A 14,826-nucleotide genomic window follows, 5' to 3' on the forward strand; every position below is an offset into this window, starting at 1 on the left:
CAAGAGCAAGTCGATGACCAAAAAACTCCATATTAAAACCTGGGGCTGTCAGATGAACGAATACGATTCATCGAAGATGGCCGATCTGCTGGATGCCACCCATGGGTATCAACTGACCGACGTGGCCGAAGAAGCGGATGTGCTGCTGCTGAATACCTGCTCTATCCGTGAGAAGGCTCAGGAAAAAGTCTTCCATCAGTTGGGCCGCTGGAAGCTGTTAAAAGAGAAAAACCCCAAGCTGATCATCGGTGTCGGTGGCTGTGTTGCGTCTCAGGAAGGCGACCATATTCGCCAACGCGCGCACTATGTCGATATTATTTTTGGGCCGCAAACCCTGCATCGTCTGCCGGAAATGATTAACAAAGTGCGTGGAAGTACCACCCGTAGCCCGGTGGTTGATATCAGTTTCCCGGAGATCGAAAAATTCGACCGCCTACCGGAACCGCGTGCTGAAGGTCCAAGCGCTTTCGTGTCAATCATGGAAGGTTGTAATAAATATTGTACTTACTGCGTGGTGCCATACACCCGCGGTGAAGAAGTGAGCCGTCCGGCGGACGATATCCTGTTTGAAATCGCCCAGCTTGCGGCGCAAGGCGTGCGTGAAGTGAACCTGCTGGGACAAAACGTGAACGCCTGGCGCGGTGAGAACTACGACGGCACGACCGGATCTTTTGCCGATCTGCTGCGTCTGGTCGCGGCGATCGATGGCATTGACCGTATCCGCTTCACCACCAGCCATCCGATCGAATTCACCGATGATATCATTGAAGTGTATCGTGACACGCCAGAACTGGTGAGTTTCCTGCACCTGCCGGTTCAGAGCGGTTCAGATCGCGTACTGAACCTGATGGGACGCACCCATACCGCGCTGGAATATAAAGCGATCATCCGCAAACTGCGCGCAGCGCGTCCGGATATCCAGATTAGCTCCGACTTCATCGTTGGCTTCCCAGGCGAAACCACGCAGGATTTCGAGCAGACCATGAAGTTGATTGCAGACGTCAATTTTGACATGAGCTACAGCTTTATCTTCTCTGCGCGTCCAGGCACCCCTGCCGCCGATATGGTTGACGACGTGCCGGAGGAAGAGAAAAAACAGCGCCTGTATATTCTGCAGGAGCGTATTAACCAGCAAGCCATGGCCTGGAGCCGTCGCATGGTCGGCACGACCCAGCGCATTCTGGTTGAAGGCACATCGCGTAAAAGCATCATGGAACTGTCTGGCCGTACCGAAAATAACCGAGTGGTGAACTTTGAAGGCAACCCGGAGATGGTCGGTAAGTTCGTGGATGTAGAAATTACCGATGTCTGGACGAACTCCCTGCGCGGTAAAGTGGTGCGCACCGAAGACGAAATGGGTCTGCGCATCGCTGAATCCCCTGAGTCGGTTATTGCGCGTACCCGCAAAGAAAACGATCTGGGCGTCGGTATTTATCAGCCTTAATCTTCAATGCCCGATGGCGCTACGCTTATCGGGCTTACTCTTCTGGGCTCGCTGCCCCGGCGGGCCTTGTAATCTACCTCATCATCCCCATATTTATCGCAATGCTTGCGCCTTTCCCCCATGGCGTGAATAATTTCCTTAGATGCCGGTAAATGTTCAGCGTCCGGCAAGACATGCAAAAGAGGAACAGTTTGAACATAGACACTCGTGAAATCACCCTTGAACCCGCAGACAATGCCCGCCTGTTGAGCCTTTGCGGCCCATTTGATGACAACATCAAGCAGCTGGAACGTCGCCTCGGCATCGAAATTAACCGCCGTGATAACCACTTTAAGCTGACCGGTCGCCCAATTTGCGTCACCGCGGCGGCAGATATTTTACGTAGCCTGTACGTCGATACTGCCCCAATGCGTGGTCAGACGCAGGACATTGAGCCTGAACAAATTCATCTGGCAATTAAAGAAGCGCGAGTGCTTGAGCAAAGCGCAGACAGCGTGCCGGAATTTGGCAAAGCGGTGAACATCAAAACCAAGCGCGGGGTAATTAAGCCGCGTACGCCGAACCAGGCACAATACATTGCGAATATCCTCGACCACGACATCACCTTTGGCGTTGGCCCTGCGGGTACGGGTAAAACGTATCTTGCGGTTGCCGCTGCGGTCGATGCGCTTGAGCGTCAGGAGATCCGTCGAATCCTGCTGACCCGTCCGGCAGTGGAAGCGGGCGAAAAACTCGGCTTCCTGCCGGGTGACCTCAGCCAGAAAGTCGATCCCTACTTACGACCGCTGTATGACGCACTGTTCGAAATGCTCGGGTTTGAGAAGGTCGAAAAGCTGATTGAGCGTAACGTCATTGAAGTTGCGCCGCTGGCCTACATGCGCGGTCGTACGTTAAACGATGCGTTCATCATTCTTGATGAGAGCCAGAACACCACCATCGAACAGATGAAAATGTTCCTGACCCGTATCGGCTTTAACTCCAAAGCGGTTATCACCGGCGATATCACCCAGATTGACCTGCCGCGAAGCACCAAATCCGGTCTGCGTCATGCCATTGAAGTGCTGGCTGAAGTTGACGAAATTAGTTTTAATTTCTTCCATAGCGAAGACGTGGTTCGCCACCCGGTGGTCGCCCGTATCGTCACGGCGTATGAAGCCTGGGAAGAAGCAGAACAGAAACGCAAAGCCGAGCTGGCTGCAGAACGCAAGCGCGAAGCTCAGGAGCAGGAACAAAAATGAGTCAGGTTATTCTCGATTTACAGCTGGCATGTGAAGACGAATCCGGTTTACCAACAGAAAGTCAGTTTCAAGGTTGGCTGGATGCGGTGATCCCACAGTTTCAGGAAGAGTCTGAAGTTACCATTCGTCTGGTCGATGACGCGGAAAGCCACGAGCTGAACCTGACCTATCGCGGGAAAGATAAGTCAACCAACGTACTCTCTTTCCCGTTTGAAGCCCCGCCGGGCATTGAAATGCCGCTGCTGGGCGATTTGATCATCTGCCGTCAGGTAGTCGAGAAAGAAGCGCAGGAACAAGGCAAACCGCTTGAGGCCCACTGGGCGCACATGGTGGTGCACGGTAGCCTGCATTTACTCGGTTACGACCATATCGAAGACGATGAAGCGGAAGAGATGGAATCCCTAGAAACAGAGATTATGCTTGCTCTGGGCTATGAGGATCCGTACATTGCCGAGAAAGAATAAGCATTTCGAAATCTTGTAAGCCTGATAAGGCGCAGCCGCCATCAGGTATTGCGCCTTATCCGGCTTACCTGGTTTGAAGTACGATGAAGAGACATGCCGTCAACAGCTGAATATACGCATGACGAGCTTTGTATTAACTAACATGAGAACCCATACGACGCCATGAGCGACGACAATTCACACAGTAGTGACACCTTAAACAGCAAAAAGGGATTTTTCTCCCTGTTACTGAGCCAACTTTTCCACGGTGAACCAAAAAACCGCGACGAACTGTTGGAGCTGATCCGTGATTCCGGGCAAAACGACCTTATCGATGAAGATACGCGCGATATGCTCGAAGGGGTGATGGATATTGCGGACCAACGCGTGCGCGACATCATGATCCCTCGCTCTCAGATGATTACCCTGAAACGCAACCAGACCCTGGACGAATGTCTCGATGTCATTATCGAGTCTGCCCACTCGCGTTTCCCGGTGATCAGCGAAGACAAAGATCACATTGAAGGGATTCTGATGGCCAAAGATCTGCTGCCGTTTATGCGCAGCGATGCCGAAGCCTTCAGCATGGAGAAAGTGTTACGCCAGGCGGTTGTCGTACCTGAAAGCAAGCGAGTTGACCGCATGCTGAAAGAGTTCCGCTCCCAGCGTTATCATATGGCTATCGTCATCGACGAATTCGGCGGTGTCTCAGGTCTGGTGACCATTGAGGACATCCTTGAACTGATCGTGGGTGAAATTGAAGATGAGTACGACGAAGAAGACGATATCGATTTCCGTCAGCTCAGTCGCCACACCTGGACCATTCGCGCTCTGGCGCCGATCGAAGACTTCAACGACGCTTTCGGTACCCATTTTAGCGACGAAGAAGTAGATACCATCGGCGGGCTGGTCATGCAGGCCTTTGGTCATCTGCCCGCGCGCGGGGAGACTATCGACATTGATGGTTACCAGTTCAAAGTGGCAATGGCCGACAGCCGTCGTATTATTCAGGTTCATGTCAGAATTCCGGACGACTCACCCCAGCCCAAACTGGACGAATAAACCCGAAACTGGATCTAAGACTACATGGCATTTGCCCCATTAATTGAACGCCAGCGCATTCGCCTGCTGCTGGCGTTATTATTCGGTGCCTGCGGGACGCTGGCTTTCTCTCCGTATGACATCTGGCCCGCTGCGATCGTTTCGCTGATGGGCCTGCAGGCTCTTACCTTCAATCGCCGTCCGCTCCAGTCTGCCGCAATCGGCTACTTCTGGGGATTGGGGCTGTTTGGCTCCGGCATCAACTGGGTTTACGTCAGCATCGCGCAGTTTGGCGGTATGCCGGGCCCCATTAATGTGTTCCTCGTGGTTCTGCTTGCCGCATACCTTTCCCTCTACACCGGCTTGTTTGCCGGCGTGTTGGCGCGTCTGTGGCCGAAAACCACCTGGATACGCGTGGCGATTGCCGCGCCGGTCGTCTGGCAAATAACCGAATTCCTGCGCGGCTGGGTACTGACCGGCTTTCCGTGGCTACAGTTCGGCTACAGTCAGATCGACGGTCCGTTAAAAGGGCTGGCTCCGGTGATGGGCGTTGAGGCGATTAACTTCCTGCTGATGGTGGTTAGCGGCCTGCTGGCGCTGGCGCTGGTGACGCGTAACTGGAAGCCGCTGATTGCCGCGCTGGTGCTCTTTGCTCTGCCCTTTCCGCTGCGCTATATCCAGTGGTACACGCTTGAGCCGGAAAAAACCACTCAGGTCTCGATGGTGCAAGGTGACATTCCGCAGTCGCTCAAATGGGATGAAGGTCAGTTACTCAACACCCTGAAGATTTATCTCGACGCCACCCAGCCTGAGATGGGCCAATCACAGCTGATCATCTGGCCAGAATCCGCTATTCCGGACCTGGAAATTAATCAGCAGCGTTTTCTGGGCATGATGGATGACCTGCTGAGATCGAAAAACAGCACGCTGATTACCGGTATCGTTGACGCACGTCTGAACAAGCAGAATCGTTACGACACCTACAACACCATCATCACGCTGGGTAAAGACAGCCCGTACAGTTACGATTCCAGCAACCGCTACAACAAAAACCATCTGGTACCGTTTGGCGAATTCGTCCCGCTGGAATCGATCCTGCGCCCGTTAGCGCCGTTCTTTGACCTGCCAATGTCGTCTTTCAGCCGTGGGCCTTATGTGCAGCCACAGCTGCATGCGCACGGCTTTAAGCTGACGGCTGCCATCTGCTATGAAATCATTCTTGGCGAACAGGTACGGGATAATTTCCGCCCGGATACGGACTACCTGCTGACGATTTCCAACGATGCCTGGTTTGGTAAATCCATCGGCCCGTGGCAGCACTTCCAGATGGCGCGTATGCGTTCCCTCGAGCTGGCGCGCCCTCTGCTGCGTAGCACCAACAACGGTATTACGGCGGTGATTGGTCCACAGGGTGAGATTCAGGCGATGATCCCGCAGTTTACCCGCCAGGTCCTGACCACCAGCGTGACGCCAACAACGGGCTTAACCCCTTATGCCCGTACCGGTAACTGGCCGCTCTGGCTGCTGACCGCGCTGTTTGGCTTTGGTGCGGTGGTAATGAGCCTGCGCCAGCGTCGTAAGTAACCTTCCTTTCCTGGCCGGATAACGTTTCGCTTATCCGGCCCACAAAACATTTCCCGCTCCCCATTCTGGCACGTCTATTGCTTTGTTCTACAAGACAAATGCAGTTTTGGCTGAATGTGCAACCTGGTCGCACCAACGTTGAGCGCCGGTAGCACCTGAAAAGTGCAACAAGATATTTTTGCCCCCAAATGGTGCGGCGCACTTCGCAAAAATAAACAATAAAACAGCAAATTCTTTACATTCATCCAAACTAAATGTTAACAAACATATACAAGACTGCACGTTTCAGTAGCAAACAATAACAACATCACAATGGGTATCAATGCGTCCCTGGCGCAGACGATAAAGGAGTTGGATATGCAATTACGTAAGCTCGCCACTGCCATGCTGGTCATGGGAATGTCCGCCGGTCTGGCGCACGCAGAAGACGCAGCACCAGCGGCAGGCAGCACGCTGGACAAGATCGCCAAAAACGGCGTGATTGTGGTCGGCCACCGTGAATCATCGGTACCGTTTTCTTACTACGATAATCAACAAAAAGTTGTCGGTTATTCACAGGATTACTCCAACGCGATCGTTGAAGCCGTGAAGAAAAAGCTGAACAAGCCTGACCTGCAGGTGAAACTGATCCCGATTACTTCACAAAACCGTATCCCGCTGCTGCAAAACGGCACCTTCGACTTTGAATGTGGCTCCACCACCAACAACGTCGAGCGCCAAAAACAAGCGGCTTTCTCTGACACCATTTTCGTTGTTGGTACTCGTCTGCTGGCGAAAAAAGGCGGCGACGTCAAAGATTTCGCCGATCTGAAAGGTAAAGCCGTAGTCGTGACTTCGGGTACCACCTCAGAGGTGCTGCTGCACAAGCTGAATGAAGAGCAAAAAATGGATATGCGCATCATCAGCGCGAAAGACCACGGTGACTCTTTCCGTACTCTGGAAAGCGGCCGCGCCGTTGCCTTTATGATGGATGACGCCCTGCTGGCTGGCGAGCGCGCGAAGGCGAAGAAACCAGACAACTGGGAGATCGTCGGCAAGCCGCAGTCTCAGGAAGCTTACGGCTGCATGCTGCGTAAAGATGACCCTCAGTTCAAAAAGCTGATGGATGACACTATCGCCAAGGCGCAGACCTCAGGCGAAGCTGAGAAATGGTTTGATAAGTGGTTTAAAAATCCAATTCCACCGAAGAACCTGAACATGAATTTCGAACTGTCAGACGAGATGAAAGCCCTGTTCAAAGAACCGAATGATAAAGCGCTTAACTAATTAATTAGAAGAGTACACAAAACCTTTCAAGTTATATCGAGGCGGCAACTGAGCGAATTCCCGGGCGCTTACATGAGTAAGTAACCGGGATGAATAAAGGCAGCCAACAACGAGACATCTTGAAGGATGAAGTGTAATCAGGGAGGCTTCCCCTCCCTCTCGATTGCTACTCAGCACGGACAGACTATAAGCCTGATGGTCGTTCCCCATCAGGCCTGAAAACCGCAAAACGCTGAATAACAATCTTCGGGGGTAGCGCTGCTACCCTTTTTTTTCTGGAGTAGATTTATGTCTATAGACTGGAACTGGGGTATTTTTTTACAACAAGCCCCGTTCGGCAACACCACCTATCTCGGCTGGCTTTGGAGTGGTTTCCAGGTCACTGTCGCGTTATCTATCACCGCCTGGGTTATCGCTTTCCTCATCGGCTCTTTATTCGGCATCTTACGTACCGTACCAAATCGTTTCCTTTCCGGGATCGGCACGCTGTACGTCGAGCTGTTTCGTAACGTTCCGCTCATCGTCCAGTTTTTTACCTGGTATCTGGTCATTCCTGAACTGCTGCCGGAAAACATCGGGATGTGGTTTAAGTCAGAACTGGATCCCAACATTCAGTTCTTCCTCTCATCCATGCTTTGTCTGGGGCTGTTTACCGCTGCGCGCGTCTGCGAACAGGTTCGTGCCGCTATTCAGTCTCTGCCTCGCGGGCAGAAAAATGCCGCGCTGGCGATGGGGCTGACGTTGCCGCAGGCCTACCGCTATGTTCTGCTGCCAAACGCTTACCGCGTGATTGTTCCGCCAATGACCTCAGAGATGATGAACCTGGTAAAGAACTCCGCGATCGCCTCCACTATCGGCCTGGTCGATATGGCTGCGCAAGCGGGAAAACTACTGGATTACTCCGCCCACGCATGGGAATCGTTTACGGCCATCACTCTGGCCTACGTACTGATTAACGCCGTCATCATGCTGGTGATGAATCTCGTCGAACGCAAAATCCGCCTGCCTGGCAATTTGGGAGGCAAATAATGTACGAATTTGACTGGAGTTCTATCGTCCCTTCCCTGCCGTATCTGCTGGATGGGCTGATCATCACGCTGAAAATCACCGTCACGGCAGTCGTCATTGGTATCGTCTGGGGGACCATCCTTGCAGTAATGCGTCTGTCCAGCTTCGCGCCGATTGCCTGGTTTGCGAAGGGCTACGTCAACGTATTCCGCTCCATTCCGCTGGTGATGGTGCTGCTGTGGTTCTACCTGATTGTGCCCGGCTTCCTGCAAAACGTGCTGGGTCTGTCGCCAAAAACCGATATTCGCCTGATCTCAGCGATGGTCGCATTTTCGATGTTTGAAGCCGCGTACTATTCCGAGATTATCCGCGCCGGTATCCAGAGTATTTCTCGCGGGCAGTCCAGTGCCGCGCTGGCGCTGGGGATGACCCATTGGCAGTCGATGAAGCTCATCATTCTGCCGCAGGCATTCCGCGCGATGGTGCCGCTGCTGCTTACCCAGGGCATCGTACTCTTCCAGGATACCTCGCTGGTCTATGTATTGAGTCTGGCAGACTTCTTCCGTACCGCCTCCACCATTGGCGAGCGTGACGGCACGCAGGTTGAAATGATCCTGTTTGCTGGCGCCGTTTATTTTGTATTCAGTCTGAGCGCATCGTTGTTGGTCAGCTATTTGAAGAAAAGGACAGTTTAATGATTACCCTGAAAAATGTTTCTAAATGGTATGGTCACTTTCAGGTGCTGACCGACTGCTCCACGGAAGTGAAAAAAGGTGAAGTGGTGGTGGTCTGCGGCCCGTCAGGTTCAGGTAAATCAACGCTTATCAAAACGGTGAACGGGCTGGAGCCGGTACAACAGGGCGTCATCACCGTTGATGGTACCGTGGTGAATGATAAAAAGACCGATTTGGCCAAACTGCGCTCCCGCGTTGGCATGGTGTTCCAGCACTTTGAACTGTTCCCGCATCTGTCGATTATTGAGAACCTGACTCTGGCGCAGGTAAAAGTGCTTAAACGCGATAAAAAGCCGGCCCGCGACAAAGCGCAAAAGTTACTGGAACGCGTTGGTCTGTCAGCGCATGCCGAGAAGTTTCCAGCTCAGCTCTCCGGGGGCCAGCAACAGCGTGTCGCCATCGCTCGGGCGCTGTGCATGGATCCTATCGCTATGCTGTTTGACGAACCGACGTCAGCGCTCGACCCAGAAATGATCAACGAAGTACTGGACGTCATGGTTGAACTGGCCAATGAAGGGATGACCATGATGGTGGTTACCCACGAAATGGGCTTTGCGCGTAAAGTGGCTAACCGGGTGATCTTCATGGATGAAGGGAAGATTGTTGAAGACTCACCGAAAGAAGAGTTCTTCGCTAATCCAAAATCAGACCGTGCCAAAGACTTCCTCGCGAAAATCCTGCACTAATTTTGCTGGCGCGCACCTCCATGTGCGCGCCACCTCACGATTTATCTCTTCACTTCTCGAAACAGGCACAGCCCAGCGTTAACCTTGTCACAAAGTCCCACTTACAAGGAGCAACAATGGCACTTCCTATCCTGTTTGATTGCGATCCAGGTCATGACGACGCTATCGCAATTGTTCTCGCCCTCGCTTCACCTGAACTGGATGTGAAAGCGATAACCTCCTCTGCCGGTAACCAGACCCCCGACAAAACGCTGCGTAACGTATTGCGTATGTTAACGTTGCTCAACCGTACGGATATCCCAGTGGCCGGTGGCGCAGTCAAACCGCTGATGCGCGACCTGATAATTGCCGATAACGTCCACGGTGAGAGCGGGCTTGATGGCCCGGCGCTGCCTGAACCCGCTTTTGCTCCACAGGACTGCACCGCCGTGGAATTGATGGCGAAAACCCTGCGTAACAGTCAGGAACCGGTGACGATTGTCTCCACCGGGCCGCAAACTAACGTGGCATTGCTACTGAATAGCCATCCTGAACTGCACCCCAAAATTGCCCGTATCGTGATCATGGGTGGTGCAATGGGCCTCGGAAACTGGACGCCCGCCGCTGAGTTCAACATCTTCGTGGATCCAGAAGCCGCTGAGATCGTGTTCCAGTCGGGCATTCCGGTGGTGATGGCTGGACTGGATGTCACGCATAAAGCGCAAATACATCGTGAAGATACCGAACGGTTCCGCGCTATCGGCAATCCCATTTCGACAATCGTTGCTGAACTACTCGACTTCTTCTTTGAATATCACAAAGATGAAAAATGGGGATTCATTGGCGCGCCGCTGCACGATCCATGCACCATTGCCTGGCTGCTGAAACCTGAACTGTTTACCACCGTTGAACGCTGGGTTGGTGTGGAAACTCAGGGCAAATACACCCAGGGAATGACCGTGGTTGACTACTACTCCCTGAGCGGCAATAAGCCAAACGCCACCGTGATGGTGGACGTGGATCGCCAGGGGTTTGTCGATCTGCTAGCGGAGCGTTTGAAATTTTACGCCTGAAATTTATCATTGAGTAAGATCGCTATGTTGAATCATAGCGATCTTACTGTTAGCTAATAGCGAACGTGAATACTGCGTTACTTCATTAATTTGTCAGGTAATACTGAATAAATCCCCCCAGCAGATTAATGTATCATGCAACATCCGGCACAACAAATCAGAGGAACATTGAATGAATGCTTCAGATTATCTCAGGGTAAGATTTCAGAATGACAGGCAGTTATCTATATATATTGAGAATGGATTCACAAATACGATGTACACGGTTTACTGTAGCCTCAGCTATGGCGGAAGCTATTGCACAGTCAGCGTTTCTATCAAAAGCCGTTGCGCGAAAACTGGCTGGTAAAATGCCAGTTGGCGTTTATCTTCTGCAGGTCTATGGGTTTCAGCAAAAAGCAGCTATGGCAGCCCGGGCACAGAAAGCAATAGATCCAAGTTATTATTGGATTCTTTACCAAGCAAAGCTGGAGATGCTCTATTACTTCGTTGAGCCAGCTTCTTTCAGAAATAATTCAGAAAGTTCATGATGGTATCTATTCTAACCTCGATCAGCTTGCCGACGAAATCATGGAAAGATTCGATGTTTAAGAGTCTAATATCAGTTGTACTCTATAATCTTGTACTCCCAGCAATCTTGATAGTTTTTGCCGTGCTCTGGTTATATTTATTTCCTGAATACTGGTGGGAGCTAATGCTCATCAGTATTATTGCTATTTTTTGGTTTTATCCGTTCATTACAGAAAAATTCGAAAAATTAAAATAACCCAATATTATATATTTATATGGAAAAGGAGTATTTTAATATCATTCTAAACAATGTGAAAATCACATCCATTACCGCAGATCTTTATCCTGGAGCTTCAACCGGGACACATCTTGAAACCATTCTACTACGCTATGAAAGCATCACATGGAAGCATTGCGATGGAAATATCATCTATACGGATGCGTGGAATCAACGCGTTGTGGCGTAACACATTCGCAATCCCTCACAGAGCCGCGTTAGCGGCTCTCAGGTGAAAATCACGGCTCAAACGGTCGACGCTGGAACTGATCGTGTCCGCATTTCGGGCATAGCGGCAGCACATCAGGAGTGTACACCGCTAAATGGAAGTGGCACTTCTCGCACACCAGATTGCCCAACCCGACCACCTCGCCGCTGTGATAAACCCCGTGATGGCTGAGGTCCTGGAACACTTCGCGCCATTCGAGCTGCGTTTTATCGGTAATATCGGCCAGTTCCTGCCAGATACTCTCTTTGATTACCCGCATAAAGACGCTATCGGTCTCCTCATCGAGGCTTTCTTCATAGCTCAGAGCAAACTCTTCCAGGTCGCGTCTGACGGCCCGGGTGAGCTCTTCCACCTCGGTGCGCGTTAACTCCCCGGTCTGCATAACGCGCTGACGCGCCTGTTCCACCAACGCATCAATATCGCGTTCGCCATTACGCAGGCGTTCACTCAGTGAAGCCACCAGTTCACGGTAATATTGAGCAACCTTGTTCATCGCTTCGCCTCCTGGGTCGTTAACTGTCTATAATAATAGACGTTATTTACGCTACGCTTTGCAAGACTGTCCACAGAGTGTGTAAATTCGTGCAAGAATTATCCTTACGGGAATTCAACGTTGAATGCGCGAAAGGCTGTTTTGGCGCGGGCGTTTGGGCTATGCTATGCGGATCTAAAACACCACATCTAGAGCTACGTTTGTAGCTGTATTGAAAACAGGACCACTGGCTGCCATGCAAGAGCAATACCGCCCGGAAGAGATAGAATCCAAAGTACAGCTTCACTGGGATGAGAAGCGCACATTTGAAGTTACCGAAGACGAGAGCAAAGAGAAGTATTACTGCCTGTCTATGCTTCCCTATCCTTCTGGTCGACTACACATGGGCCACGTACGTAACTACACCATCGGTGACGTGATCGCTCGCTATCAGCGTATGCTGGGCAAAAACGTACTTCAACCAATTGGCTGGGATGCGTTCGGCCTGCCTGCCGAAGGCGCTGCGGTTAAAAACAACACCGCCCCGGCACCGTGGACGTATGACAACATTGCATACATGAAAAACCAGCTCAAAATGCTGGGTTTCGGTTACGACTGGAGCCGTGAGCTGGCAACCTGCACCCCGGAATACTACCGCTGGGAACAGAAGTTCTTCACCGAGCTGTACAAAAAAGGGCTGGTGTACAAGAAAACGTCTGCCGTTAACTGGTGCCCGAACGACCAGACCGTACTGGCGAACGAACAGGTTATCGACGGCTGCTGCTGGCGTTGCGATACCAAAGTTGAGCGTAAAGAGATCCCGCAGTGGTTCATCAAAATCACCGCTTACGCTGACGAACTGTTGCGCGATCTGGATAATCTGGATCACTGGCCTGACACCGTGAAAACGATGCAGCGCAACTGGATTGGCCGTTCTGAAGGCGTGGAAATCACCTTCGATGTGAACGATTACGACAACACGCTGACCGTCTACACCACACGCCCGGACACCTTTATGGGTGCGACCTACCTGGCGGTTGCTGCAGGTCATCCGCTGGCGCAGAAAGCCGCTGAAAATAACCCAGAACTGGCTGCCTTCATTGACGAATGCCGCAACACCAAGGTTGCTGAAGCCGAAATGGCGACCATGGAGAAGAAAGGCGTCGACACTGGTTTCAAAGCCGTTCACCCGCTGACTGGCGAAGAGATCCCGGTTTGGGCGGCAAACTTCGTGCTGATGGAATACGGTACAGGCGCAGTTATGGCCGTTCCGGGTCACGATCAGCGCGATTACGAATTTGCGACCAAATATGGCCTGACCATCAAGCCGGTAATTCTGACCGCTGAAGGCGCAGAGCCGGATCTGTCTGAACAAGCGCTGACCGAAAAAGGCGTGCTTTTTAACTCCGGTGAGTTTGACGGCCTCGACTTCGAAGCGGCCTTCAACGCCATTGCTGACAAGCTGGTAGCTAAAGGCGTGGGTGAGCGTAAAGTTAACTATCGTCTGCGTGACTGGGGTGTTTCCCGTCAGCGTTACTGGGGCGCGCCGATTCCGATGGTGACGCTGGAAGACGGTACCGTCCTGCCAACGCCAGAAGACCAACTGCCGGTTATTCTGCCGGAAGACGTAGTCATGGACGGCATTACCAGCCCAATCAAAGCCGATCCGGAGTGGGCGAAAACCACCGTTAACGGTATGCCTGCGCTGCGTGAAACTGACACCTTCGATACCTTTATGGAGTCGTCCTGGTACTACGCGCGCTACACCTGCCCGCAGTATCAGGAAGGTATGCTGGATTCCGACGCGGCGAACTACTGGCTGCCGGTTGATATCTACATTGGCGGTATTGAACACGCCATCATGCACCTGCTCTACTTCCGCTTCTTCCACAAACTGATGCGCGACGCAGGCATGGTCAACTCTGATGAACCAGCTAAACAGCTGCTGTGTCAGGGGATGGTTCTGGCCGATGCGTTCTACTACGTTGGCGCCAACGGCGAACGTAACTGGGTTTCTCCGGTTGATGCCATCGTTGAGCGTGACGAAAAAGGTCGTATCGTCAAGGCTAAGGACGCAGAAGGCCATGAACTGGTGTATACCGGCATGAGCAAGATGTCCAAGTCAAAAAATAACGGTATCGACCCGCAGGTCATGGTTGAACGCTACGGCGCCGACACCGTACGTCTGTTCATGATGTTCGCTTCTCCGGCTGATATGACGCTGGAATGGCAGGAGTCCGGCGTTGAAGGGGCGAACCGCTTCCTGAAACGTGTCTGGAAACTGGTTTACGAACATACGTCCCAGGGAGATGTTGCTGCCCTGAACGTTGATGTGTTGAGCGAAGATCAAAAAGCGCTGCGTCGCGACGTGCATAAAACCATTGCTAAAGTCACCGATGATATCGGTCGTCGTCAGACCTTTAACACCGCGATTGCGGCGATTATGGAGCTGATGAACAAGCTGGCGAAAGCACCGCAGGCAGACGAGCAGGACAGAGCCCTGATGCAGGAAGCATTGCTGGCTGTTGTACGCATGCTTAACCCGTTCACCCCACACGTTTGCTTCACCCTGTGGCAGGCGCTGAAAGGCGAAGGCGATATCGACAACGCGCCGTGGCCGGTGGCGGACGAAGCAGCAATGGTTGAAGACTCAACGCTGGTTGTGGTTCAGGTAAACGGCAAAGTACGTGGCAAAATCACCGTTCCGGTAAACGCCACTGAAGAGCAGGTTCGTGAACGTGCTGGCCAGGAGCATCTGGTGGCAAAATATCTTGATGGCGTTACCGTACGTAAAGTGATTTATGTACCGGGTAAACTCCTCAATCTGGTCGTTGGCTAAGCG

The 14,826-nt window shown here is 52.1% G+C and carries 13 protein-coding genes and 1 pseudogene; 13 read left to right on the plus strand and 1 reads right to left on the minus strand.

Going from position 1 to position 14,826, the window contains the following annotated elements:
* Positions 1-13: 13 nt before the first annotated feature.
* The 12 genes and pseudogenes from miaB to ABIE10_RS08040 form a co-directional block, all read left to right on the plus strand.
* The gene (gene miaB, locus ABIE10_RS07985; protein ID WP_103766019.1) at positions 14-1,444 is read left to right on the plus strand and encodes a tRNA (N6-isopentenyl adenosine(37)-C2)-methylthiotransferase MiaB; all 1,431 of its coding nucleotides are present in this window, start codon (positions 14-16) and stop codon (positions 1,442-1,444) included.
* Positions 1,445-1,635: 191 nt separating this feature from the next.
* Positions 1,636-2,682: a PhoH family protein gene (locus ABIE10_RS07990; protein WP_019076268.1), complete on the plus strand. Its 1,047-nt coding sequence runs from the start codon at positions 1,636-1,638 to the stop codon at positions 2,680-2,682.
* On the plus strand, positions 2,679-3,146 hold the full coding sequence (gene ybeY / locus ABIE10_RS07995) for an rRNA maturation RNase YbeY (protein ID WP_003835559.1): 468 nt from the start codon (positions 2,679-2,681) through the stop codon (positions 3,144-3,146). Before ABIE10_RS07990 ends, ybeY begins: the two co-directional genes overlap by 4 nt.
* Before the next feature lie 162 nt (positions 3,147-3,308).
* A complete protein-coding gene (gene corC / locus ABIE10_RS08000) occupies positions 3,309-4,187 on the plus strand; it encodes a CNNM family magnesium/cobalt transport protein CorC (RefSeq protein ID WP_005121418.1) in 879 nt (292 codons plus the stop codon).
* A 24-nt stretch (positions 4,188-4,211) separates the two neighbouring features.
* Positions 4,212-5,750 (plus strand): apolipoprotein N-acyltransferase, encoded by a 1,539-nt coding sequence (gene lnt, locus ABIE10_RS08005; protein ID WP_019076267.1) that lies wholly within the window; start codon positions 4,212-4,214, stop codon positions 5,748-5,750.
* Positions 5,751-6,107: 357 nt separating this feature from the next.
* Complete coding sequence (gene gltI, locus ABIE10_RS08010; RefSeq protein WP_016152242.1) at positions 6,108-7,016, plus strand: glutamate/aspartate ABC transporter substrate-binding protein GltI; 909 nt, start codon at positions 6,108-6,110, stop codon at positions 7,014-7,016.
* A 288-nt stretch (positions 7,017-7,304) separates the two neighbouring features.
* The gene (gltJ, locus tag ABIE10_RS08015; RefSeq protein WP_016152241.1) at positions 7,305-8,045 is read left to right on the plus strand and encodes a glutamate/aspartate ABC transporter permease GltJ; all 741 of its coding nucleotides are present in this window, start codon (positions 7,305-7,307) and stop codon (positions 8,043-8,045) included.
* On the plus strand, positions 8,045-8,719 hold the full coding sequence (gltK, locus tag ABIE10_RS08020; RefSeq protein ID WP_003022757.1) for a glutamate/aspartate ABC transporter permease GltK: 675 nt from the start codon (positions 8,045-8,047) through the stop codon (positions 8,717-8,719). The genes gltJ and gltK overlap by 1 nt, the downstream gene beginning before the upstream one ends.
* Positions 8,719-9,444: a glutamate/aspartate ABC transporter ATP-binding protein GltL gene (gltL, locus tag ABIE10_RS08025; protein ID WP_003022754.1), complete on the plus strand. Its 726-nt coding sequence runs from the start codon at positions 8,719-8,721 to the stop codon at positions 9,442-9,444. The genes gltK and gltL overlap by 1 nt, the downstream gene beginning before the upstream one ends.
* A 116-nt stretch (positions 9,445-9,560) precedes the next feature.
* Positions 9,561-10,496 (plus strand): pyrimidine-specific ribonucleoside hydrolase RihA, encoded by a 936-nt coding sequence (gene rihA / locus ABIE10_RS08030; protein ID WP_103766016.1) that lies wholly within the window; start codon positions 9,561-9,563, stop codon positions 10,494-10,496.
* Positions 10,497-10,780: 284 nt separating this feature from the next.
* Positions 10,781-11,026 carry a hypothetical protein gene (locus ABIE10_RS08035; RefSeq protein WP_369463263.1) on the plus strand — a complete coding sequence of 82 codons (246 nt, stop codon included), beginning with the start codon at positions 10,781-10,783 and terminating at the stop codon, positions 11,024-11,026.
* Positions 11,027-11,281: 255 nt separating this feature from the next.
* Positions 11,282-11,473: pseudogene (locus ABIE10_RS08040) on the plus strand (type VI secretion system tube protein Hcp); the annotation flags it as partial.
* Between the two features lie 49 nt (positions 11,474-11,522).
* Here ABIE10_RS08040 and ABIE10_RS08045 read toward each other — a convergent pair.
* Complete coding sequence (locus ABIE10_RS08045; protein WP_003022748.1) at positions 11,523-12,005, minus strand: zinc ribbon-containing protein; 483 nt, start codon at positions 12,003-12,005, stop codon at positions 11,523-11,525.
* Between the two features lie 235 nt (positions 12,006-12,240).
* Between ABIE10_RS08045 and leuS the strand changes: the two genes are divergently transcribed.
* Positions 12,241-14,823, plus strand: coding sequence for a leucine--tRNA ligase (gene leuS / locus ABIE10_RS08050; RefSeq protein ID WP_049040670.1), 2,583 nt, complete (start codon positions 12,241-12,243; stop codon positions 14,821-14,823).
* Positions 14,824-14,826 lie beyond the last annotated feature (3 nt).

The organism is Citrobacter sp. 506 (assembly GCF_050434985.1).
Lineage (GTDB): Bacteria > Pseudomonadota > Gammaproteobacteria > Enterobacterales > Enterobacteriaceae > Citrobacter > Citrobacter braakii.

What these genes read in the sequence shown, in the direction of transcription:
- miaB (WP_103766019.1), top strand. Translation starts at nt 14, where the DNA reads ATGACCAAAAAACTCCATATTAAAACCTGGGGCTGTCAGATGAACGAA.
- ybeY (WP_003835559.1), top strand. Translation starts at nt 2,679, where the DNA reads ATGAGTCAGGTTATTCTCGATTTACAGCTGGCATGTGAAGACGAATCC.
- corC (WP_005121418.1), top strand. Translation starts at nt 3,309, where the DNA reads ATGAGCGACGACAATTCACACAGTAGTGACACCTTAAACAGCAAAAAG.
- lnt (WP_019076267.1), top strand. Translation starts at nt 4,212, where the DNA reads ATGGCATTTGCCCCATTAATTGAACGCCAGCGCATTCGCCTGCTGCTG.
- gltI (WP_016152242.1), top strand. Translation starts at nt 6,108, where the DNA reads ATGCAATTACGTAAGCTCGCCACTGCCATGCTGGTCATGGGAATGTCC.
- gltJ (WP_016152241.1), top strand. Translation starts at nt 7,305, where the DNA reads ATGTCTATAGACTGGAACTGGGGTATTTTTTTACAACAAGCCCCGTTC.
- gltK (WP_003022757.1), top strand. Translation starts at nt 8,045, where the DNA reads ATGTACGAATTTGACTGGAGTTCTATCGTCCCTTCCCTGCCGTATCTG.
- gltL (WP_003022754.1), top strand. Translation starts at nt 8,719, where the DNA reads ATGATTACCCTGAAAAATGTTTCTAAATGGTATGGTCACTTTCAGGTG.
- rihA (WP_103766016.1), top strand. Translation starts at nt 9,561, where the DNA reads ATGGCACTTCCTATCCTGTTTGATTGCGATCCAGGTCATGACGACGCT.
- ABIE10_RS08035 (WP_369463263.1), top strand. Translation starts at nt 10,781, where the DNA reads ATGGCGGAAGCTATTGCACAGTCAGCGTTTCTATCAAAAGCCGTTGCG.
- ABIE10_RS08045 (WP_003022748.1), bottom strand. Translation starts at nt 12,005, where the DNA reads ATGAACAAGGTTGCTCAATATTACCGTGAACTGGTGGCTTCACTGAGT.
- leuS (WP_049040670.1), top strand. Translation starts at nt 12,241, where the DNA reads ATGCAAGAGCAATACCGCCCGGAAGAGATAGAATCCAAAGTACAGCTT.